Origin of the sequence: Flavobacterium psychrophilum (assembly GCA_001708385.1) — a bacterium.
Classification (GTDB): Bacteria; Bacteroidota; Bacteroidia; order Flavobacteriales; family Flavobacteriaceae; genus Flavobacterium; species Flavobacterium psychrophilum_A.
Genome location: CP012388.1, coordinates 2334901 through 2355879, shown reverse-complemented (window position 1 = coordinate 2355879; position 20979 = coordinate 2334901). Strand labels below are relative to the sequence as shown.

Below are 20979 nucleotides of genomic sequence, written 5' to 3'. Positions count from 1 at the left end.
ATTTAAGATTAGTTTACCTCAAGAACTTTAAGTTTCATTCCCGGCTGAATACTTTCGCCTTGTATCTTGTTCCAGTTTTTAAGATTTTCAACTGTTACACCAGGGTGCTTTCTTGCAATACTAAACAGTGAATCTCCTTTTTGAACAACGTACATACGCTCCTGCTCATAGTTAACTTCCCTGTTTCTTTTAGCAGGTGTAACAACCACAGGTTTAGTATCATTAGCAGCAACCTGTTCTTCGTTATCAGTAGTATCGTTATTATCTTCTGAACTATTCACAGCAACAGCAGTCTTAGCATTTGCCGTGACCGATGCTTTCGACGTTTCTTTAGGTTCTTTTGCAGCAATAGCTTCTTCTTTAACCGGTGTAGTAACCATGATCGTTTTCTGGATCCTGATTTTTTGTCCGGCCATTATATTATTGCCTTTTATTTTATTCCATTTTCTTAGCTCAGCAACGCTAACATCATACTTAGAAGCAATTGCACCCAGATTGTCACCCCTCTTCACGGTGTGGACTTTGGTAGCTACAGATGCAGTTCTTTCTTTTTTGTAAGGCGATGTAGATGCCACAGCTTTTGATATTGAACTGTCGCGCTTAATAGAAGCAATTGCAGTTTCTGGCTTGTCTATAAAATAAGGCCTTTCCCTTTTGCTGTCTTCATGATCAAGATAAGCGTAAATAGCATTCTCATTAGATGTAAACAATCCTATCTTTTCTTTAGGAAGCCTTAAATAATGGGCTTTCTCAGTAGTGTACGGAATAACATCCAGTTTGTAAATTGGGTTTAGCAATTGTAGTTGCGATATCGGTACATCAAGCAATTGAGCAACCTGTTTGAAAGACATCTGGCGCTTTACCATAATAGTGTCTGTTTCAAAATAGGTTACGGGTGCTTTTTTACCTTTAATGCCATGCTCTTTTGCATATTCGTAAATGTACATTGTGGCAAGGAAGGTTGGTACATAAGCCTGAGTTTCTTTCGGAAGGTTTTTACGGATGTTCCAGTAATTGCTGTAGCTTCCTGAACGGCGTATAGCTTTAGTAACGTTACCCGGACCCGCATTGTACGATGCCAATACAAGATCCCAATCGCCAAACATATTGTAAAGGCTTGTTAGATATTGGCACGCAGCTTCTGTAGCTTTAATAGGATCGCTCCTTTCGTCTACATAGCTGTTAACCTCAAGGTTATACTGCTTTCCTGTAGGATACATAAATTGCCAAAGTCCTGTAGCCCCTACCCTCGATTTAGCTCTCGGGTTTAGTGCAGACTCTATAACGGCAAGATATTTAATCTCAATTGGCACGTTGTATTTTGCAAGGTGCTCTTCAAACATCGGGAAGTAATACTCTGATATAGCCATTAATCTTTCATAAGATCTCGGCCTGTTTTTCAGGTACGACTTAATTATGTTTTCAAGGCCTTTGCTGTATTCGATATTAAATGGCGATTTAGCATCCATTTTAGCAAGCCTTTCTTTTAGTAAATCAGTTGAAAGACTGTAATCTACCTCTTCATCAGGGTTTAACCTTTTAAGATCGTCCTGCATGTTGTCAAAAAGATCCTGATTGGTAAGTTCATTAACCCAAAGGCTGTCTACACAAGCCATATCGCTATGACGAACGAATGATGATTTAATAGAATCTAAGAACGAAATTTTAATAACAGGGGTAACCGGTGAAATGTCGGTTTGGGCACTTTCCTGGGCAAACGCTGCGAAGGATAGCAGTGCGAAAACTAATGACAATGTTTTCTTTTTACTCATCTAATTTACTTTTTTAATCAGTTAAATTACAATGCATTACAAAGTAACAATGTATGATAACTTTACTATTTGAATTCTATTGCAAACTTTAACACTATTCTCCCTGTATCGCAGCGATACCCGGTAGTGTTTTGCCTTCAAGCATTTCAAGCATGGCACCGCCTCCGGTAGACACATAGCTCATTTTTGACTCAAGGCCAAATTGCTTAACGGCTGCTACTGAATCTCCTCCTCCTACCAGAGAGAAAGCGCCTTTATCTGTAGCTTCGGCTATAAAATTGCCAAGTTCTATTGTTCCTTTGGCAAAGTTTTCCATTTCAAAAACGCCTAGCGGGCCATTCCAAAGAATAGTTTTCGACTCAAGAATAACTTTTTTAAAGTTTTCCAGCGATTTTGGCCCTGCGTCAAGCCCCTGCCATCCGTCAGGAATTGCAGTTACATCAACAACCTGTGTGTTAGCGTCATTCTTAAAATCATCCGCAGCAATAACATCAACAGGAATGTGTATCTGTACGTTCTTTTCTTTAGCTTTCGCTAAAATTTCAAGGGCAAGATCCTGCTTATCATCTTCACAGATAGAATCGCCTATCTTACCCCCCTGAGCCTTAATAAATGTAAAAGTCATACCACCACCAATAATCAGGTGGTCTACTTTATCCAATATATTTTCTATAACCGTGATCTTAGACGATACTTTAGATCCGCCCAAAACAGCCGTTACCGGCTTTTCACTGTTTCTTAATACTTTGTTAAGACTGTCGATCTCTTTAGCAAGAAGCTCACCAAAAACTTTATTTTCAGGAAAATAATTTGCTATAATCGTTGTAGAAGCGTGTGCACGGTGAGCAGTACCAAAAGCATCGTTTACATAAACATCGCCAAGAGAAGCCAGTTTTTTGGCAAAATCTTCATCACCCGCCTCCTCTTCTTTATAAAAACGAAGGTTTTCAAGAAGCAATACTTCACCGGGATTTAAATCTTTTGCTGCCTGTTCTACTTCGCTGCCAATGCTGTCAGCAACAAATTGTACTTCAACACCAAGAATTTTAGAAGCTGTATCTACAATATGTTTTAATGAATATTTCTCTTCAACGCCTTTTGGCCTGCCTAAGTGCGACATTAAGATAACGCTTCCGCCATCTTTTAATATCTTGTCGATTGTTGGTTTTGCTGCTTCAATTCTAGTGGTGTCTGTTACTTTAAAGTTCTCATCCAGAGGTACGTTAAAGTCAACACGGATTAAAGCTTTCTTATCTGCAAAATTAATATCGGCAAGGGTTTTCATTAATGTGGTTTTTAGTTTTATTTAGAAATAGTACAAAGGCAAATATAGGCGTTTATGTTAATAAGTTGCCAACAAATTGTTCAAAAAGATTTTTAGATACAATGCAAATATCTACATTTCAATTAATTACATTGGTGTTAAATTTTCATTTAACACATGAAACGGTAGTATTCTGTAACAAAACTTTTGTAGTCTGTATACACTATAACGTGTTCGCAACCCGTTATACAGTAAAAGTAATCTTACATCAATCATCTCTAAATCACTACCATGAAAACAGCAACTACATTTTGCTTTACGCTTGTAATTAAAAAACAAGTTAGCGTGTTTACACCAAAAAATTAACCCATGAAAATATTAACCACAATCATACTGCTGTTTATTGTTGTTTATTGTTCCGCACAGGACAAGATAATTACCGAAAAAACAGCACGTGAATTCTTCGCGACTGCAGCCGATACCGCCATAACAGACTTTGCAGTTTTAGAAGCGGATGGCGATGTATTTCACCTTTGTTCAGATAAAAATCCGGGTGATATTGTTATCAATAGTAATGATGTTTATCTGGTAAGAGCAGTAGAGCAAATCAGTATTTACAATTGTTCTATCATTTCCTTAAATAAGGATACTCTTGGCAATGAGAGCTACCAAAAGTTACAAAAATCAATTCCTATAGAATATAATTTTGGTATTTCATTCAGGCAGATCTCTGACAAATATGGAACTACCGAAACCACTTCTGATAACATTAATTTATTTTATGAAAGTCTGAATGAGGGGATATTAAAAGACGGACTTACCTCTAATGAACCTGGTAAAATGTTTTTAGCAGAACTATCTGAAAACATAAGCTATCTGATAGTAGTCAATAGTCCGCCTGTAAAACAAAAAGCTTTGTTTTTGTCTCAACCTAAAGTCGGTTTAAAATTTTTAGATTAATTCCTAGAGAATTAAGTTACTGAAATGCCCATTGCAACCCTACCACTATTTCTACTATATTTGCTCCATGCTTTTTTCAGAAATTTTAGGCCAGGACCATATTAAAAACTACCTAACCACGAGTGCTTCATCGGCGCGTATTCCGCATGCGCAGCTTTTTATAGGCCCCGAAGGATCAGGTACTTTACCAATGGCTATTGCCTATGCACAGTATATTTTATGCAGCAATAACGGCGGCGAAAATTCAAATGGCAATGATGCCTGCAACCTTAAATTCCGCAACCTGTCGCATCCCGATCTGCATTTTGTATTTCCGGTAGCGTCTAACAGCGAAGTTAAAAGCCATCCCGTAAGTGCCAACTTTTTAAAATACTGGCGTGAGTTTGTTGAGGAAACTCCGTACGGAAGTTTGTTCGACTGGTATAAAAAAATTGATATCCAGAATAAACAGGGTCAGATTGGTGTAGATGAGGCCCTTGAAATTGTAAAGTCGCTTTCGCTGAAAGCCTATGAAGGTGGCTACAAAGTGATGATTATCTGGATGGCCGACAAAATGAATACTGCCACCTCCAATAAACTACTTAAGCTTTTAGAGGAACCACCCGAAAAAACGGTTTTTATTCTTATTGCCGAAAGCCAGGATGATATCCTTCAGACAATACTTTCACGCTGTCAGGTACTTAACTTTGGACCCGTTGGCGAAAAGCCAATTATAGATGCATTGGTTTCACGTGAAAATATGGATCCGCGTGCCGCTCAAAAAGTAGCACACCAGGCACAGGGCAACTACAATAAAGCGCTGCATCTTTTACACAACACCGATGACAACAAACCTTTTGAAGAATGGTTCGTTATGTGGGTGCGTGCCGCCTTTCGTGCCAAGGGAAATGCCGCTGCCATTCAGGATCTTATTGCGTGGAGCGAAGCTATTGCGGGTATTGGCCGTGAAGCCCAAAAGCAGTTTTTAAATTTTTGCATCGATATGTTCCGACAGGCACTACTACTAAATTACAATGCTAAAGAACTGGTTTTCATGGAACCGACTGTTGATAAATTTAAGCTGGAAAATTTTGCGCCCTTTGTAAACGGCAACAACATCAACGACATTTTTAAAGAGCTTAGCGATGCGCTGTATCATATTGAGCGTAACGGAAATGCCAAAATAATATTAACCGACCTATCAATAAAACTAACACGTTTAATCCATAAAAAATAAGATTATGTATACGCATACCGCAATTATCATTACGTTATTGTTTCTTGCCATAACCTTCATACAATCAGGCTACGACAAAATTTCTGACTGGAAAGGCAATGTCGGCTGGCTTAAAGGTCACTTTGCAGCAGCACCTATCAAAAATATTGTGCCGCAATCGCTTTTTTTAATACTGGTTCTTGAAATTTTTGCAGGCGCATTTTCTGTTATTGGTGCTATCCAGATTTTAGTAAACGGTGAAACCGAATTTGCCTTTTGGGGTGGAGTATTGTCTTGCGTAACGCTGCTGTTTCTTTTACTGGGTCAGCGTATGGCTAAAGATTATGATGGTGCAAGAACTATTGTTATCTATTTTATCCCGGCAGTACTGCTGCTTACCTGGTTGTAATATCCGATTATTAGATTTTTGGATTAACACATAGTCCTGAACATATAAAAAATGCGAACCTTAGTGGGTTCGCATCTTTATTTTAATTATCCTGAAGGCTTGCCCTGTAAAGCCTTAATTCGCCCCAGGTAAAGTCATCGCCGAATTTTTCTTTTAGCCCTCCCAGAGCTTCGCCCTCAAAACCTTTAAAAGCTTCTTTTAAAGCAATAATTCTATCCTGCGCCAATACTTCCTCCACTCTCACCTTTCCGGATTGTACAAGGCCGGCGAAATGGCTCAGAATCGTTGTTTCTGTAAGCTTCCTTGTTTTAGCAATATCTTCAATCGACATTTTTTGCATCCAAAGTTCGTGCGTTTCTTCCAGCGTAGTCTTTTTAGGCTCTGCCGATTTTTTCTTTTTAGGAGCGTAACGTTCTGCTGCATAGTCTTCTTCCGGCTCTTCCATAAGCGTTGCCGGATTCTGACGCTGAGCGGCGCGAAGCGCCTCGATTTTTTTAGATTTATAAGACTGTATTTCTGGAGAAACCAAATGCTCACGGCTTATAGGTTTGCCTTCATTTACAATCTGCATCAGCAGTTTCGATTTCATAAGACGGATAACCGCTGCGGTTTGCACCTCTTCCATTTCAGCAAGCTCTTCGTAAAATCCTTTTGCTTTCCTGATACGTTTTACTTCTTCCATTTTTTCCAAAAGCCCTGTTGCCAGATGATCCATCACCGGAAAAAAGTAGTTGTGCGCAGCGTTAACCCTTTCTGCAATAAATTGCATATCAATTGGCTGCTGCCTAAAAAGCTTATCTAGTTGCGATATAAATTTTCGGGACGCATCCAGTAGTCCGTGAATATTATTTTCCTGACGGTTAGCCCATTCGCGGTATTTTGCTTTAAGTGCTTTATCTCCTTCCTGCAGGTAACTCATTTTATGTCGTTGCCAGTCGGTAGCCAGGTCTGCCCATTCAAAGCTGTTTTTCAGAAAGTTGGCTATAAAACGTTCTGTTTCCTGTTTTAATGAATTTTCAAGTTCGCCCTCCTCTGCCCTGCCGGATGCATAACCTATCACATCGGCATCGCTCGAGATACCATTCATGCGTATCGGAGTAAGCAAAATAAGCCCATCTAACGAGCGCAAACGCGAAAGAGCAACGTATGCCTGCCCCGGCATAAAAACCTGCGAGACATCAAGCACAGCTTTGTCAAACGTAAGACCCTGGCTCTTGTGTACAGTAATAGCCCATGCGAGCTTTAAAGGATAATGTACAAACGTACCTAAAACATCTTCTTTTATTTCTTTGGTAACTTCATCCACATAATAGCGAACGTTTTGCCATTCATACTTTGTTGCTTCTATCGTTTCATCTTCTTCAGGGAAATGCACCAACACTTCTTCATCTGATAATGATTTGATTACACCAATTTTTCCATTGAAATATTTTTTCTCCGGCGAAAGGTCGTTCTTAATGAACATTACCTGTGCTCCTACTTTAAGCTTTAGTTCGCTTTCCACAGGATAGATCTTATCCGGAAAATCCCCCACAATTTCAGGATGGTAGGTAAACTGTTTCTCATCCAGTTCTTCTAACGATGTTGCGTTCATAGCATCAGCTTTGGCATTGTGGGTGGTAAGTGTTATATATCCTGTATGCTTTGTTGAATCAAAATCAGGTTGAACAAAAGTGTTTAGTATTTTAAGATCATTTTCTGTTATTACGTTGTTCCTCAGATTATTAAGAACATCGATAAAGGTACTATCGGTCTGCCTGTAAATTTTATCGAGTTCAATATACATTGGCGGATCTTGCTGGACCACATGCGAATGGAAAAAGAATTTACCTTTATAGTAATTACGAAGCACTTCCCACTCTTCATTTCTTACCACCGGTGGCAGCTGTAAAAGGTCACCAATATATAAAACCTGTACCCCTCCAAATGGTAGATTTTTCTTACGAACAGAGCGCAACATGAAATCCATCGCATCCAGGAGGTCGGCGCGAAGCATACTTACTTCGTCAATAACCAGCAGTTCCAGATTATTAATAACCGACTGTTTATCAGCACGCATCCTAAAGTGACGCCTAAGTGTATCTTTGGTTTCAAACTTCACATAATCAGAGAATTGCGGGGGTTGATTGTGCTCCGGAATAAATCCGGCAAAAGGCAATTGAAACATGGAATGTATAGTAACTCCGCCGGCATTTAAAGCTGCAATGCCTGTAGGTGCTACAACAACAACGTTTTTATGTGTAGTTCTTATTATCTCGCGTAACAGCGTGGTCTTGCCTGTACCTGCTTTTCCAGTAAGAAAAACAGACCTATTTGTCTGATTTATAAAACGTAAGGCGTAAGATGCGGCTGTAGAGAGATTTTCCATGAGGCGTATAATTGAAGGTTGCGAAATTACAGATTTTTATACAGATTTATGCGCAAAAAAAATGCTTCCATAAAGGGAAGCATTCTATGTTTCACATGAAAAAATTACTTTTTCTCTTCTGCCTTAGCCGGTTCAACTTTTGGGGCATCTTCTTTCTTAGCAGATCCTTTGTAGCTGTCGTTTAATTCTTTAGTAATTTTATCAGTAATATCATATCCGTCTTTAGCATACATAATACTAACTACATCGCCAGATCCGTAGATATAATCATATCCGTTTTTCTTACCGTAATCTTTAACGTATTTCTTGATTTTACCAATCAGTGTATCGTTTTTAACTCCAAATTCATCCTGAAGTTGTTTAACCATAGTCTCCTGCATAATACCGAGTTCACGCTCTCTTTTCTGTAATTCCTGTCCTCTTAACTGAGCCCATTGCATACCTTTCGCTTTCGCTTCTTCCTGGAAACTTGCAGCATCCAATTTGAATTGGTTTACTTTAGTTTCAAGCTCGCGGCCCATCACTTCCTGTTTTGTTTTACTTTGCGATTCAAGTTCTTTAAACTCTTCTAAGTCCTGAACAATTTTAGAAGTATCAACATATGCAGTTTTTAAACCTGCAGTTGTAGTTGTTGTTTCTTTATTGCATGAGATTACCGCAAGGGCAAAACCGATTATCAAAAGTGATTTTTTCATTTCCTGATTTTAAATTATTTTTTAAAAATTTTCGTAAAAGTAATAATTAGTTGCCAAGTACCAAAAAAAGAGCGTTTTTGACAAAATTTTAAGGTATAAGGAAAATTTATTGAAACACATTAATGCTATAAACATCTTCAATCGAAATAGACTTCATATAAAGCCCCGTAATCAAGTATTAAAAAACGTTGGTACAAACATATCGCTTCTGCATAAAAACGTTTATTAAACGCTTTTTATTTAGTTTTTTGCCATTTTTATCACGTAAATATGAGAAGAATACTCAAAATTTTGCGTTGCTTTCAAATTTGAACGTAAACCAGTAAAAAATCCTTTAATGAAATTCATTTTTCCTGTCTTGTATTTTTCTGACAATAGACTTACATAAAAACTATCAAATTTCATTGGAAGGACTTTTATTAACTCCATCCCTTGCTTTGCAAAAAGTAATTTTATTGAAGTTTTAGAAAAATGCCAAAGATGCCTTGGCACATCATATGCTGCCCAATGTTTTCCATAGTACTGCGCATCGTATGATTTGAAATTAGGCACGGCTATAATTATCGTTCCTCCCGGCTTCAGAATTCGTTTCAATTCGGCAATCTGATTCTCGATATCAGGAACATGTTCAAGCACATGCCACATTGTAATTATATCAGCCGAGCGATCGGGCATTTGTGACAACTCTTCTAAAAAGATAACACCTTTAGCCTGTGCACTAGCTTTAGCTTTTGGATTGGGTTCTAATCCGACTATCTCCCAACCTTTGCTCTTGGCCATAACTAGAAAATCTCCTGTTCCGGCCCCAATATCAAGAATATTACCTTTGCCAGGTTGAAACCCTTCAATCAGTTTTATTTTATCACGTAATGCTTTTTGCTTAACAGTATGATACAGTTTTTCAAATAGAGACCGCTTCCCGTCGGTATGAGAAATATAGTCGTCGCTTTCGTAGTAAGCACCTAGTTTATCCAGAGTAGGTTGCGGATATGTTTTTAGCATTTGAAGTTCTTCATCTAATAGAAGCTGAAATTCTTCACCGGAGACCGAATAATCTTTTACGGTAATATAAATGTTGTTGTTTGAAAAATCCATTAATAGTTATAGTATTCGTATTTTAAATCTTTAAGATATTTTACTGCTATACTTTGAAATAACGATCCCTCGGCAAGGCAATCTTCATTATTATCGTTTATTACCGAGACGGCCAAAAAGTTGGCTGAAGACCCTACCCTGTTTACCTCAGTTTCAAAATTAGAGACCATAAATTGCGAAGTGTCGAAATATTTATTAAGCTCATCGTTGGTATATAAAAAAACTTTAAATCGTATATTTTCGACATTCACGTAATAATTTAATTCCTCTGTAGGACCTAAATTATATTTTGCCATTAGAAACTGCTGAAACGGCATTTTCTTTTGGTTGTTTTCAAAAACAAAAGCTGTAAGTCCTTTCTTGTGACCTAAAAGCTCTTTACCGTCCAACAACAAGATATAATCATTAATTTCAACTGTATGTCTTGGTGTTATACATGATGTAAACATTAAACAGACAAAAAATACAAAAAACCCTTTTAATAAAAAGGGTTTTAAAAATCGTTCCACGTGAAACATTACCATTATCGTCCCATATGTATTAATAGCACAGAGATATCACTCGGAGACACACCGCTGATACGGGATGCCTGAGAAATAGTTACCGGCTTGATTTTTTTCAATTTCTCTCTTGCTTCAAAAGATAAAGACTTGATTTTACTAAAATCGAAATTCTCTGGAATTTTCACATCTTCAAGTCTGTTAAGCTTATCTGCATTATTTTTCTCTTTTTCTATGTAGCCCGAATATTTCACCTGAATTTCGGCCTGTTCAATCACTTCCCTATCCAAATTATGCTCTTCAACATAATTTTTCACTTTTTCGAATTTAAGGATATCCTCAAGGTCAATTTGCGGACGTGAAAACACCTTAAACATTTTATCAGGCTGAGAAATCGGTGAAGAGGCTTTTTCCTCCAGAATTGGGTTAGCCTCGGCAACACTTACGCTTGTGTCCTTAAAAAAGTTGACAAAAGCATCACTTTCGTCGCGTTTTTTCTCCATTTTGCGCATTCTTTCTTCAGATGCAAGCCCAATTTCATATGAAAGCGGCGTTAAGCGAAAATCTGCGTTGTCCTGACGCAATAATGTCCTGTATTCTGCACGCGAAGTAAACATACGGTACGGTTCCTCCGTACCTTTCGTAATAAGGTCATCAATAAGCACACCTATGTATGCCTCATTACGCTTCAGAATTAAAGGTGCCTTATCCTGAACTTTTAGCGCAGCATTTATACCAGCCATCAGTCCTTGCGATGCGGCCTCTTCATAACCGGTAGTACCATTAATCTGTCCCGCAAAATATAAACCATCCACTAATTTGGTCTCAAGCGTATGCTTTAACTGCGTTGGCGGAAAATAATCGTACTCAATAGCATATCCGGGACGGAAGAATTTTACATTCTCAAATCCTTCGACACTGCGCAATGCTTTAAACTGAACATCCTCCGGAAGGGAGGTCGAAAATCCGTTTACATACACTTCCACCGTATCCCACCCCTCTGGTTCAACAAAAAGCTGGTGACGGTCTTTGTCTGCAAAACGGTTTATTTTATCTTCTATAGACGGACAGTATCTTGGACCAAGGCTTTTGATACGACCGTTAAACATAGGCGAACGATCAAAACCTTCACGAAGCACATCATGAACAAGTTCTGATGTGTACGTCATATAACAAGAACGCTGATGCGTCAGCGGCTTTGTTATATCCATATATGAAAACTTATCCGGGTTGACATCACCCGGTTGTTCTATCATTTTTGAGTAATCAAGCGAACGACCATCAACACGTGGTGGCGTACCTGTTTTCATACGTCCGGCTTCAAAACCTGCACGAACTAAATCTTCTGTGATTCCGTATGCAGCACTCTCTCCTGCCCTTCCACCACCAAATTGTTTCTCACCAATATGGATTAGTCCGTTCAGAAAAGTTCCGTTTGTCAGCACCACAGATTTGGCTTTGATTTCAATTCCAAGTGATGTTCTTATACCCGTCACCTTACCATTCTCCATCAAAATTCCAGAAACCATCTCCTGATAAAAATCAAGATTTGTGGTACGCTCCAGCATAAGCCTCCACTCTTCTGCAAAGCGCATTCTATCACTTTGCACACGTGGGCTCCACATAGCCGGACCTTTTGATTTGTTGAGCATCCTGAACTGGATTGCTGTCTTATCTGAAACAATACCTGAGTATCCACCAAGCGCGTCAATCTCACGAACGATCTGTCCTTTTGCAATCCCACCCATGGCAGGATTACAAGACATCTGCGCAATGTTTTGCAAACTCATTGTAACAAGCAGTGTTTTCGAACCCAGATTCGCTGCAGCCGCAGCCGCTTCAGAACCTGCATGCCCTGCACCTACCACTATAACATCATATACCTCGTTAAACATTTTTACTCTCCCTGTTCCACGTGGAACGTTTAAAATTGCATTATAAAATTTTGCCAAGCAGTACGTTCCACGTGGAACGTTCATATATATTGGACTTGAATTTCTGTAAGTGTTCCACGTGGAACGCTCACTAATTAGTTGGATATTTAAGCTACTGTTCCACGTGGAACAGCTGAATCTTTTCGTCTTCTTTAGAACGCATCAATGCTGAATCGTGTTCTGTCTTATCCTTATAACCGCAGTAGTGTAATACCCCGTGAGCCATTACACGCTTCAATTCGTCATCAAAAGAAACTTTAAACTCCTCTGCATTTTCTTTAACCCTCTCTACAGAAATAAAGATATCTCCACTTAAAAGATTACCCATTGTATAATCAAAACTAATTATATCTGTAAGAGTATCGTGATCTAAAAACTCTATGTTCTTTTGAAGAAGGTATTCATCATCACAAAAGATATAATTAATCTCCCCTTCTGTTTTATCCTCAGATTCTATAACACGTGATAACCACTCTTCGTATTGGTTTTCATCCTTAAGCTCAAAGCTCGTTTCGTAATTAAAACTAATCATCTTTTCTGAAATAGGCTTGCACCCTTTGGTTAAAATTTGGGCGCAAAGGTAAGCTTTGTCTATTTAAAATCTCTACACTATTCAAATATTCTTTAAGGGCATCAGGAATACGGTTTGCGCTATTACTAAACTCTTTTGTATTGGTTTGCGACTGCCTTTTGTTTTCTTCACCCTGTTGTTGAATAGCCTTATCTAATTTTAAAAGTTCGTGTTTTAAGTTCTGCATCTTTTGCATCGCATCGCCTTTAAAACCTTTATTCAACAATTGCTTTTCGATCTCTTTCATTTGGCGTGCGGCATTCTGGCCGTTGCCACCCATACCCTCTTTTTCTAAAGCTTTTTGTAACGCTTCCCGTAGCTGTTGCTGTTCTTTGTAAATCTCTAAAATCTCTCCGGCGTCGCCTTCGTTATCTCCATCCTCGCCTTCACCTTCTCCCTGGCCTTTACCTTTTTCTTTACCACCTGGCTTAGGTTCGCCTTCTTTACCTTCACCTTTTTTCCCATCTTTACCTTCTTTGCCTTCCTGCATTTTCTTAGCAAGCTTTTCTTGTTTCTGTATAATATCCGGTAACTGCATATCTCCTTTACCCGACTTACCCGGTTTAGGATCGCCACTACCACCAGACCCTGACATTTCCATTTGCATGTTGTTAAGTGTATCACTCAAAAAGTCGGCCAGTTTATTAGCGGCTGTAATTGCATACTGCTGATTGGATACTCCTCGGGGAACCAGATTCTCGGCTAAGTCGGCAATAGCTTTGTCCGTGTAGTAATGAACATTGCCAACCTCTGCAGTAACCTGTTCTGTAATTTTTGGGTTACGTAACGAGATAGCAAAGATGCTGTCATCAACATGCCTGAACTGCTGCTTTAAATCCTGTTGCTTTTTAAGGTTCTTACCAAACGATGCAGAATGCGTTGTACTACCTTTGAATTTACCCATTACATCTTCCTGAGAAAATGAATACGCAAGTAAGTTATCCAAGATCTGGCGAAGCATTTTTACATCTTCTTCCATCTGTTCCATATCACCACTCATCATACCTTCCATCATCTTGCCTCCCATTTCTTTCATCTTTTGGGCAGCAGATTTTTGTTTAGGCTTCGCTTTTTGCTTACTGTCTTTACTTTCTTTTTTTAGTTCATCAGACGCTTTTTTCATATCCTCCTCTACACTCTTTTCTTCATTTTTATCGGTAGGGATATCCATAGGTTTTTTAAGATCTTCATTTTGCTTTTCAAGTTCACGAAGTTCTTCTTTAATCTGGTCAAAATCTCTCTTTATATCTTCCTGCTTCTCGGCAGAATTCTTATCACTTTCAGAAAGCTTTTCTTCTTTGTCACCAAGATCTTTTAATTTATCCGCAAGTTGTTCAGCTTTCTTTTCAACATAAAAGCGCTTGGTAAGTTCTACCAATTGCTCCAGGTTTTTAGTCTGGCTTTTACTGTTTTTCTTAAGCTGATCTACCTTATCAAACAATTCTTCTTTCTTAAGTTTATTGGCAAGGTCTTTCAATTCATCCAGAAGCTTTTTGTTTTTCTCTGCCTCTTTCTGATTTTTCTCAAGACGCTTCATAAGCTCCTCTTTAAATTCATCCTTCTTTTCGGGATTGAATTTTTCAAGATTATCTTCAAGCTTTTTAGAAAATTCTTTCATCATCTCATCCTGTTGTTTTTGACGGTTAATGAAATCCTGAACTTTCTTCTGGTCTTTAAAATCCATGTTATCTTTCTCCTTGCCCATCTTCTGCAGCTTATCCATTTCGCCAATCTGCTTGTCCTGATTTTTTATAGATTTTTCAAGACTGTTGATGTTGCTATTCTGATCCTGCAATGCTTCTTCACGTTTTTCTTCCTGTGTTTTTTCCCTATGTGAGAACACAGATGACTTAGCCGATTTATAATTATGCACAGCATCATTATCAAAAACTTCAAAATAGTATTCATAGTTAACACCCTGTTGAAGCGTTAACCCATTTGGGAATGTATAGTAAAAACGATCGTACACATCTTTCTTTACTGGTAGTGTTCCACGTTTGGCAACCTCGGGATTATCCTGTGGATAATACACGATCTGTAATTTAGTTAAACCATAATCATCAGAAATCTGACCTAGAATTATTTCCCTTTCAAGCTTCAAACTGTCCGGTGCATTGCTCACAGAGATGGTTGGGTGCTGATCTTTGATAGTTGTAAGCTGATATTGTAGTTTTTCGTGGTGTTTTACCTTATTATTAGAAGTAAGTATCTGATATTCTGTATTCTGCATTATACTTTTAGACAATGAGAAGGTATTTTCATTATTTGCAAAGCTAAATATCTGTCCCTGGCCCGCCCATTCGATAGAAGTGGTTGCAAGAGCATTTACTTTCCATATTACTTTTGTTCCTTCCGGTACAACAGCATTACCACTACCCTTAACAACCTCTGATTTCCTGCCAAGATACAATGGAAAGTTAAGCACCATTTCAAAATTAGCGATAGTTGGTACTGCAACAACATTCAACTGGTACGGCTGAGATGTAACATCATTTGCGTTTAGCTGAAATTCTATATTTTTAGCAGGCTTTTCAAAACGGTACTGAAATACGCCCGGCTTTACATTTTCCAAATAGTAGTTCTCTTTGCCGATAGTTATCATAGCATTTTCAGGAACTACATTACCCTGCGTTTTCACTTCAAGAATAAAATCGGTATCCTGTTGTGCTGTTAGCGAATTATTAATAACAATAAATTCAAACGGAGCGGGCGGTGCGTAATGCTTGCCGTAATGCACTACCCTATCAAGGCTCTGCGTAAATATGGCAGAATTTCCGCTGATCATAAAGAATAGAATCAGCAATACAGGTATGGCAGCATAAGGAATGTACTTTACATTCTTTTTAAAATTAACAGCATTTGTAAAAGGCACCGGCTGAAGATTGTCTGCCTTCTGCTCTATAGATGCCAACAATAATTCTGACTGGTCTCCCTGTGAAGACAGTTGAAGGAAGTTGGTAAGCTTGTCATTAATTTCAGAAAAATGCCTCCCGATAATCTGAGATGCCTGTGTGTAATCTATTCCCTTTTGTAATTTAAAAAGTTTAAATATCGGGAACAGGATAAACCTGAACAGAAGAAAAACTTCTACAGTTATAAACAACCAGAACAAAGTAGTCCTTCCGCCGGAAGATAGCCAGAGGAAATATTCTACAAGTAATGTGAATATAAAATATAGCAGCCCCAGCCCTATAAAAAAGATTGTTCCACGTAAAAGTTCGTTGGTATAATACTTTCTTATAAACGCTTCAAGCTTAGAATAGATAACATTTTTTGCTTCCAAAATACAGACAATTGTTAATAACTGCTAAAAATACAAATTCCCGTGGAGTATTAAACGTAAAAAATCTATTTATCTGATGGGTTATGAGCAATCAACGGTTGTTCTTGTTAATAACTTAACCTCAGTACAAAATTCCCTGACTAAATTAGCTGTCAAGGAAAATTCATAATTGTATCTTTGCAGCTTAAAATTTAACTAACAATGTCTAAGCAAGTTCGCGTGCGTTTTGCACCAAGCCCTACAGGGCCTTTACACATAGGTGGTGTAAGGACAGCCCTTTTTAATTATTTATTTGCCAAAAAACATGGCGGTGTATTCTATTTACGAATTGAAGATACCGACCAAAACCGTTATGTACCGGGTGCAGAAGAATATATTATAGAAGCGCTTAACTGGTGCGGCATCCCGTTTGACGAAGGTGTTGGCAAAGAAGGAAAGTTCGGTCCATACCGCCAAAGCGAAAGAAAAGAAATTTATAAACAGTATGCGCTTACCCTTGTTAACAACGGCTGGGCATACTATGCTTTTGATACTCCTGAAACACTTGACGAATTAAGAAGTACAGCAGAAGCTGATGGTAAAACATTTATATATAACCATACCATTCGTAAAACAATGGACACGTCGTTGAAACTTTCTGCTGAAGAAGTGCAACAGAAACTTGATAATGGTGTTGATTATGTTATTCGTTTTAAAACTCCGGTTGATGAGACACTTCATTTAAAGGATATTATTCGTGGTGATATTAAGTTTGAAACCAATCTTCTTGATGATAAAGTATTATTCAAGAGCGATGGTATGCCAACGTATCACTTAGCAAATATTGTTGATGACCATTTAATGGAAACAAGCCACGTTATACGTGGTGAAGAATGGCTGCCTTCCCTACCCCTACATGAACTTTTATACAGGGCATTTGAATGGGAAGCACCCCAATTTGCACACCTTCCGCTTATACTTAAGCCGGTTGGTAACGGTAAACTTTCTAAACGAGATGGAGATAAACTTGGGTTTCCGGTATTCCCGCTAGAATGGAAAAACCCTGACGGAACTGTATCTTCAGGTTACAGGGAAAAAGGTTTCCTTCCAGAGGCAGTTATTAACTTCCTTGCTTTATTAGGATGGAACCCGGGTACAGACCAGGAGTTGTTTACACTTGATGAACTGGTGAACCTTTTTGATTTGGAAAGAGTTCATAAAGCAGGTGCCAAATTTGACCCTGAGAAAAATAAATGGTTCAATCACCAATATTTTGGAAGACAGGATAACGAAGTCTTGGCAAAAGAACTATCACATCATTTAGTAGAAAGAGGTATTAACAAACCTATTGAAACCGTTATTGAAGTTGTGAGCCTTGTTAAAGAACGCGCAACCTTTGCCAGTGAGCTTTGGGACTTAACTGATTTCTTCTTCGTAGCACCAACAGCTTATGATGAGAAAGCCTCTAAAAACTGGAAACCGGAAACAGCTGAATTGATGAAACAGCTTACCGGTATTCTTGAAAATACCCTTGATTTTACATCTGCAAACGTAGAAAGCGTTGTAAAAGCCTGGATGGAAGAAAATGGTATTGGAATGGGTAAAGTTATGCAACCGCTTCGATTAAGCCTTGTAGGGGCTGTAAAAGGGCCTCATTTGTTTGATATTATCGCACTGATTGGTAAAGAAGAAACAATCAGCAGGATTAATAAAGCTATTGAAACGTTATAGTATTGAAACCTTCCCTAACAGGAAGGTTTTTTATTTTACGAATATTCGTATATTACCACAAATCAATCTTAATCTTTAAAATATGGAAAATGCTTTCTTGTATGTAATCCTCTTTTTCGGACTACTTATTTTTCTTTCATCCTTTTTTACGGTTAAACAGCAAACAGCTGTAATCGTAGAACGCTTTGGTAAATACCACAGCATACGTAATGCAGGACTCCAGCTAAAAATTCCTGTAATTGATAAAATTGCCGGAAGGATAAACCTTAAAATTCAACAGCTGGATGTTATCATCGAAACCAAAACCAAAGAGAATGTATTCGTAAAAATGAAAGTTTCTGTACAATTTGTTGTTATACAGGAAAAGGTATACGAAGCTTTTTATAAACTACAGTACCCTCATGACCAGATAACATCTTATGTATTTGACGTTGTACGTGCCGAAGTACCAAAACTTAAACTTGATGATGTTTTTGAACGTAAAGACGATATTGCTATTGCTGTAAAAAGAGAGCTTAATGAAGCTATGACTACTTACGGTTATGATATCATTAATACGCTTATAACAGATATCGATCCGGATATACAGGTTAAAAATGCAATGAACCGTATTAACGCCGCGGACCGTGAAAAATCTGCTGCTGAATATGAAGCAGAAGCGCAAAGGATTCGTATTGTCGCTAAAGCAAAAGCGGAAGCGGAAAGCAAGAGATTACAGGGACAGGGTATTGCAGATCAGCGTCGTGAAATAGCACGTGGACTTGTAGAAAGTGTAAATGTATTAAACGAGGTAGGTATTAATTCTCAGGAAGCTTCTGCCTTGATTGTTGTTACACAGCATTATGACACGCTACAGGCTATAGGATCTGATACTAACTCTAACCTTATCTTATTACCAAACTCTCCACAGGCAGGCAGCGATATGCTAAATAACATGGTAGCATCGTTTACCGCTTCAAACCAGGTTGGAGAATCTATCAAGAGAGGTAACCAGAAAAGAGCAAATGAGAAAAAGAATCAGAAGAAAGATGATTACACATCTCACGATACACACGAACATGATGATGTTCAACCGGAATAAACGAAAGGCTGCTAATTATAGCAGCCTTTTTATTTACTAAATAACTAGATTATGTTTGAGAATTAACGGAATTTTGTATCTCAATACTTTTTAATACTATGGAAAACTTAAACGGAAAAACAGCACTTATTACCGGTGCGGGAAAAGGATTAGGAAAAGCCATCGCACTTGCACTGGCTGCAGAGGGTGTTAACCTTGGATTACTGGCAAGAACTGAAGCTGACCTTATTGCAGTTGCAGATGAAGCAAAAACAATAAACCCTGAAATTAAAGTTGCGTATACAACGGCAGACATTACAAGTAACGAGCAAATTACAACTGCTGTAGCTACTCTAAAAAATACCTTGGGAGATATAGATATTTTAATAAATAATGCCGGTGTTGGTACATTTGGTAAGTTCTTGGATCTTAGTGTAGAACAATGGGAAAATATAGTTAAGACTAATATTTTTGGTGCTTATTATGCTACAAGGGCTATACTGGCCGAAATGAAAGAACGCAAAAGCGGCGACATTGTAAACATATCTTCTAGTGCAGGGCTTAAAGGTGCTCCTGTAACAAGTGCTTACAGTGCATCTAAATTTGGATTAATTGGTATGTCTGAATCTTTAATGCAGGAAGTGCGTAAAGATAATATAAGGGTATTTACCATGACGCCGAGTACAATTTCTACAGACATGGCTAAAAACCTTAACCTTACCGACGGTAACCCGGATACTACTTTACAGCCGGAAGACTTTGCAGAATTGCTTGTTGGCCATCTAAAATTGCCACGAAGGGCTTTGGTAAAAGACGTAAGTTTATGGTCTACAAACCCATAACAATTAAAAAGGCTGCTTAAATAAGCAGCCTTCTCTATTAAAACATTTTTTTAAAGAGCCAGGTCAATGCCGCACTCTTTAAAGGTCCGGAAAGCGTTCCAAGCACTCCAAGCACTTTTTTAGGGGTCTCCCCTAACATGTTCATTGGCTGCAGGCTTTCCTTAGTTTCGTCTAAACTTCTTTTAAATTTAGCAAGGGCAAGGTCTTTTTCTACTTTTAGTATCTCAAGGTCCCTGTTTATCTCGTCGTAGCTGTTGTATACTTTCGTGTTCATAATTGCTTAGTATTTCTTTAAAAAAATTCTCGAAAACCTTGAAAGCATTGGGCCTTCAACAATTTTATCCTGTACATAATATACAACTATAGCCATTACAAGATAGATAAGGCCTACAATTAGGAAACCGTAGGCAAAATTATCAAGCCAGTAGCCTATGCCTAATGCCAGGGCAATTGAAAAGAACACGGTAACAATCATCAGCATGACAGCCAGAAGAAATAACTTCAGCATCATGGTGGTAGATTTCATTAAAATCTTAAAGCCCCAAAGCTTATAATAATTAACGTTAGCGTCTATAAGCTTTTTAACTTCCTGTTTTAAATCTTCCGCGTTTTCTTTTATTTCTTCAAATGCCATAAGCGGGTTTTATTTATTTTACAGACGATGCTGCATTCTTAGTATCTTTTTTAAGCTCTTCAAGTTTTTTCTCTAATAGAGAAATTACATCTTCAGCTTTTCCTTCTACATTAGAAACTAAATTATCAAGAGAACTTTCAAGATCTTGTTTCGCTACACCAAATTTACTTTTTACAGTTTCGGTAAGCTCTGTAATTTTATCTTTAAGCTCATCTTTTTTAGCTAAAGCTCCATCTTTAATTTTTTTTCTTGTTTTTGCGCCTTCTTCCGGTGCGAATAAAACTCCGATTGCCGCTCCTACTGCTGCACCTGCAAGTACAGCTACTATTGTTCCTGTTTTACCAGCCATAATATCTAATTTTTTTGATTAATAATACTAAGATACCCATTTTAACATTTGTAGGTTGTTAATGTGCCGTTAATTGAAAGCCAAAGTATGTAAAAATTGAAATAAGCCGATTTTAGACAGTTTTTAGAGGTAATATATACAAACACCTTTCTTACAAAAAATAGTGCGATATATTAAATTACATAAAGTCGCTTTTTAAAGTATTTGATTATGGTAAATTAAAAATTGATAGAATATTTATATAATAGAGATAACGGTAGTTTTACAAATATATCAATAGTGATAGTCTATTAACATGACTTTTTACTTCAATTCAAAAGTCAAAATTAAAATAAGAC

General features: G+C 37.9%; 18 protein-coding genes. 6 read left to right on the top strand and 12 right to left on the bottom strand.

Going from position 1 to position 20979, the window contains the following annotated elements; genetic code table 11:
- Nucleotides 1–8 precede the first annotated feature (8 nt).
- Nucleotides 9–1772, bottom strand: a complete 1764-nt coding sequence (locus tag ALW18_10275; protein ID AOE52863.1) for a murein transglycosylase — start codon at nucleotides 1770–1772, stop codon at nucleotides 9–11.
- Between the two features lie 94 nt (nucleotides 1773–1866).
- Entirely contained in the window at nucleotides 1867–3057 is a 1191-nt protein-coding gene (gene pgk / locus ALW18_10270; protein ID AOE52862.1) for a phosphoglycerate kinase, read from the bottom strand.
- Nucleotides 3058–3405: 348 nt separating this feature from the next.
- Here pgk and ALW18_10265 point away from each other — a divergent pair, with 348 nt between their 5' ends.
- The 3 genes from ALW18_10265 (at nucleotide 3406) to ALW18_10255 (ending at nucleotide 5600) form a co-directional block, all read left to right on the top strand.
- Nucleotides 3406–3996: a hypothetical protein gene (locus ALW18_10265; GenBank protein AOE52861.1), complete on the top strand. Its 591-nt coding sequence runs from the start codon at nucleotides 3406–3408 to the stop codon at nucleotides 3994–3996.
- A gap of 67 nt (nucleotides 3997–4063) precedes the next feature.
- The gene (locus tag ALW18_10260; GenBank protein AOE52860.1) at nucleotides 4064–5212 is read left to right on the top strand and encodes a DNA polymerase III subunit delta'; all 1149 of its coding nucleotides are present in this window, start codon (nucleotides 4064–4066) and stop codon (nucleotides 5210–5212) included.
- A 4-nt stretch (nucleotides 5213–5216) separates the two neighbouring features.
- Complete coding sequence (locus ALW18_10255) at nucleotides 5217–5600, top strand: DoxX family protein (GenBank protein ID AOE52859.1); 384 nt, start codon at nucleotides 5217–5219, stop codon at nucleotides 5598–5600.
- 82 nt (nucleotides 5601–5682) lie between these two features.
- Here ALW18_10255 and ALW18_10250 read toward each other — a convergent pair whose 3' ends face one another.
- The 7 genes from ALW18_10250 to ALW18_10220 form a co-directional block, all read right to left on the bottom strand.
- Entirely contained in the window at nucleotides 5683–7968 is a 2286-nt protein-coding gene (locus ALW18_10250; protein AOE52858.1) for a helicase, read from the bottom strand.
- A gap of 104 nt (nucleotides 7969–8072) precedes the next feature.
- On the bottom strand, nucleotides 8073–8663 hold the full coding sequence (locus ALW18_10245) for a hypothetical protein (GenBank protein ID AOE52857.1): 591 nt from the start codon (nucleotides 8661–8663) through the stop codon (nucleotides 8073–8075).
- 240 nt (nucleotides 8664–8903) lie between these two features.
- Nucleotides 8904–9758, bottom strand: coding sequence for a methyltransferase (locus ALW18_10240; protein AOE52856.1), 855 nt, complete (start codon nucleotides 9756–9758; stop codon nucleotides 8904–8906).
- Nucleotides 9758–10207: a hypothetical protein gene (locus ALW18_10235; GenBank protein AOE52855.1), complete on the bottom strand. Its 450-nt coding sequence runs from the start codon at nucleotides 10205–10207 to the stop codon at nucleotides 9758–9760. Before ALW18_10235 ends, ALW18_10240 begins: the two co-directional genes overlap by 1 nt.
- Before the next feature lie 74 nt (nucleotides 10208–10281).
- Nucleotides 10282–12153: a tRNA uridine 5-carboxymethylaminomethyl modification protein gene (locus ALW18_10230; GenBank protein AOE52854.1), complete on the bottom strand. Its 1872-nt coding sequence runs from the start codon at nucleotides 12151–12153 to the stop codon at nucleotides 10282–10284.
- Nucleotides 12154–12304: 151 nt separating this feature from the next.
- Nucleotides 12305–12724, bottom strand: coding sequence for an rRNA maturation factor (locus ALW18_10225; protein AOE52853.1), 420 nt, complete (start codon nucleotides 12722–12724; stop codon nucleotides 12305–12307).
- On the bottom strand, nucleotides 12717–16046 hold the full coding sequence (locus tag ALW18_10220; protein AOE52852.1) for a glutamyl-tRNA synthetase: 3330 nt from the start codon (nucleotides 16044–16046) through the stop codon (nucleotides 12717–12719). Before ALW18_10220 ends, ALW18_10225 begins: the two co-directional genes overlap by 8 nt.
- Before the next feature lie 201 nt (nucleotides 16047–16247).
- Between ALW18_10220 and ALW18_10215 the strand changes: the two genes are divergently transcribed.
- From ALW18_10215 to fabG, 3 genes are all read left to right on the top strand, one after another.
- Nucleotides 16248–17756 (top strand): glutamyl-tRNA synthetase, encoded by a 1509-nt coding sequence (locus tag ALW18_10215; GenBank protein ID AOE52851.1) that lies wholly within the window; start codon nucleotides 16248–16250, stop codon nucleotides 17754–17756.
- A gap of 82 nt (nucleotides 17757–17838) precedes the next feature.
- Nucleotides 17839–18837 (top strand): protease, encoded by a 999-nt coding sequence (locus ALW18_10210; protein ID AOE52850.1) that lies wholly within the window; start codon nucleotides 17839–17841, stop codon nucleotides 18835–18837.
- 98 nt (nucleotides 18838–18935) lie between these two features.
- The gene (gene fabG / locus ALW18_10205; GenBank protein ID AOE52849.1) at nucleotides 18936–19658 is read left to right on the top strand and encodes a 3-ketoacyl-ACP reductase; all 723 of its coding nucleotides are present in this window, start codon (nucleotides 18936–18938) and stop codon (nucleotides 19656–19658) included.
- 37 nt (nucleotides 19659–19695) lie between these two features.
- Here the strand turns inward: fabG and ALW18_10200 are convergent, their stop codons facing one another.
- From ALW18_10200 to ALW18_10190, 3 genes are read right to left on the bottom strand one after another with little or no spacing between them, the layout of a single operon-like run.
- Complete coding sequence (locus ALW18_10200; GenBank protein AOE52848.1) at nucleotides 19696–19932, bottom strand: hypothetical protein; 237 nt, start codon at nucleotides 19930–19932, stop codon at nucleotides 19696–19698.
- 6 nt (nucleotides 19933–19938) lie between these two features.
- Entirely contained in the window at nucleotides 19939–20292 is a 354-nt protein-coding gene (locus ALW18_10195) for a competence protein (GenBank protein AOE52847.1), read from the bottom strand.
- A 13-nt stretch (nucleotides 20293–20305) separates the two neighbouring features.
- Nucleotides 20306–20641: a hypothetical protein gene (locus ALW18_10190; protein ID AOE52846.1), complete on the bottom strand. Its 336-nt coding sequence runs from the start codon at nucleotides 20639–20641 to the stop codon at nucleotides 20306–20308.
- Nucleotides 20642–20979: the final 338 nt, after the last annotated feature.

Bases quoted from the DNA above. Each gene is read 5' to 3' on its own strand.
- ALW18_10190 (AOE52846.1), bottom strand. From the start codon at position 20,641: ATGGCTGGTAAAACAGGAACAATAGTAGCTGTACTTGCAGGTGCAGCA.
- ALW18_10275 (AOE52863.1), bottom strand. From the start codon at position 1,772: ATGAGTAAAAAGAAAACATTGTCATTAGTTTTCGCACTGCTATCCTTC.
- ALW18_10240 (AOE52856.1), bottom strand. From the start codon at position 9,758: ATGGATTTTTCAAACAACAACATTTATATTACCGTAAAAGATTATTCG.
- ALW18_10260 (AOE52860.1), top strand. From the start codon at position 4,064: ATGCTTTTTTCAGAAATTTTAGGCCAGGACCATATTAAAAACTACCTA.
- ALW18_10245 (AOE52857.1), bottom strand. From the start codon at position 8,663: ATGAAAAAATCACTTTTGATAATCGGTTTTGCCCTTGCGGTAATCTCA.
- ALW18_10225 (AOE52853.1), bottom strand. From the start codon at position 12,724: ATGATTAGTTTTAATTACGAAACGAGCTTTGAGCTTAAGGATGAAAAC.
- ALW18_10265 (AOE52861.1), top strand. From the start codon at position 3,406: ATGAAAATATTAACCACAATCATACTGCTGTTTATTGTTGTTTATTGT.
- pgk (AOE52862.1), bottom strand. From the start codon at position 3,057: ATGAAAACCCTTGCCGATATTAATTTTGCAGATAAGAAAGCTTTAATC.
- ALW18_10200 (AOE52848.1), bottom strand. From the start codon at position 19,932: ATGAACACGAAAGTATACAACAGCTACGACGAGATAAACAGGGACCTT.
- ALW18_10215 (AOE52851.1), top strand. From the start codon at position 16,248: ATGTCTAAGCAAGTTCGCGTGCGTTTTGCACCAAGCCCTACAGGGCCT.
- ALW18_10195 (AOE52847.1), bottom strand. From the start codon at position 20,292: ATGGCATTTGAAGAAATAAAAGAAAACGCGGAAGATTTAAAACAGGAA.
- ALW18_10235 (AOE52855.1), bottom strand. From the start codon at position 10,207: ATGTTTACATCATGTATAACACCAAGACATACAGTTGAAATTAATGAT.
- ALW18_10230 (AOE52854.1), bottom strand. From the start codon at position 12,153: ATGTTTAACGAGGTATATGATGTTATAGTGGTAGGTGCAGGGCATGCA.
- fabG (AOE52849.1), top strand. From the start codon at position 18,936: ATGGAAAACTTAAACGGAAAAACAGCACTTATTACCGGTGCGGGAAAA.
- ALW18_10250 (AOE52858.1), bottom strand. From the start codon at position 7,968: ATGGAAAATCTCTCTACAGCCGCATCTTACGCCTTACGTTTTATAAAT.
- ALW18_10210 (AOE52850.1), top strand. From the start codon at position 17,839: ATGGAAAATGCTTTCTTGTATGTAATCCTCTTTTTCGGACTACTTATT.
- ALW18_10255 (AOE52859.1), top strand. From the start codon at position 5,217: ATGTATACGCATACCGCAATTATCATTACGTTATTGTTTCTTGCCATA.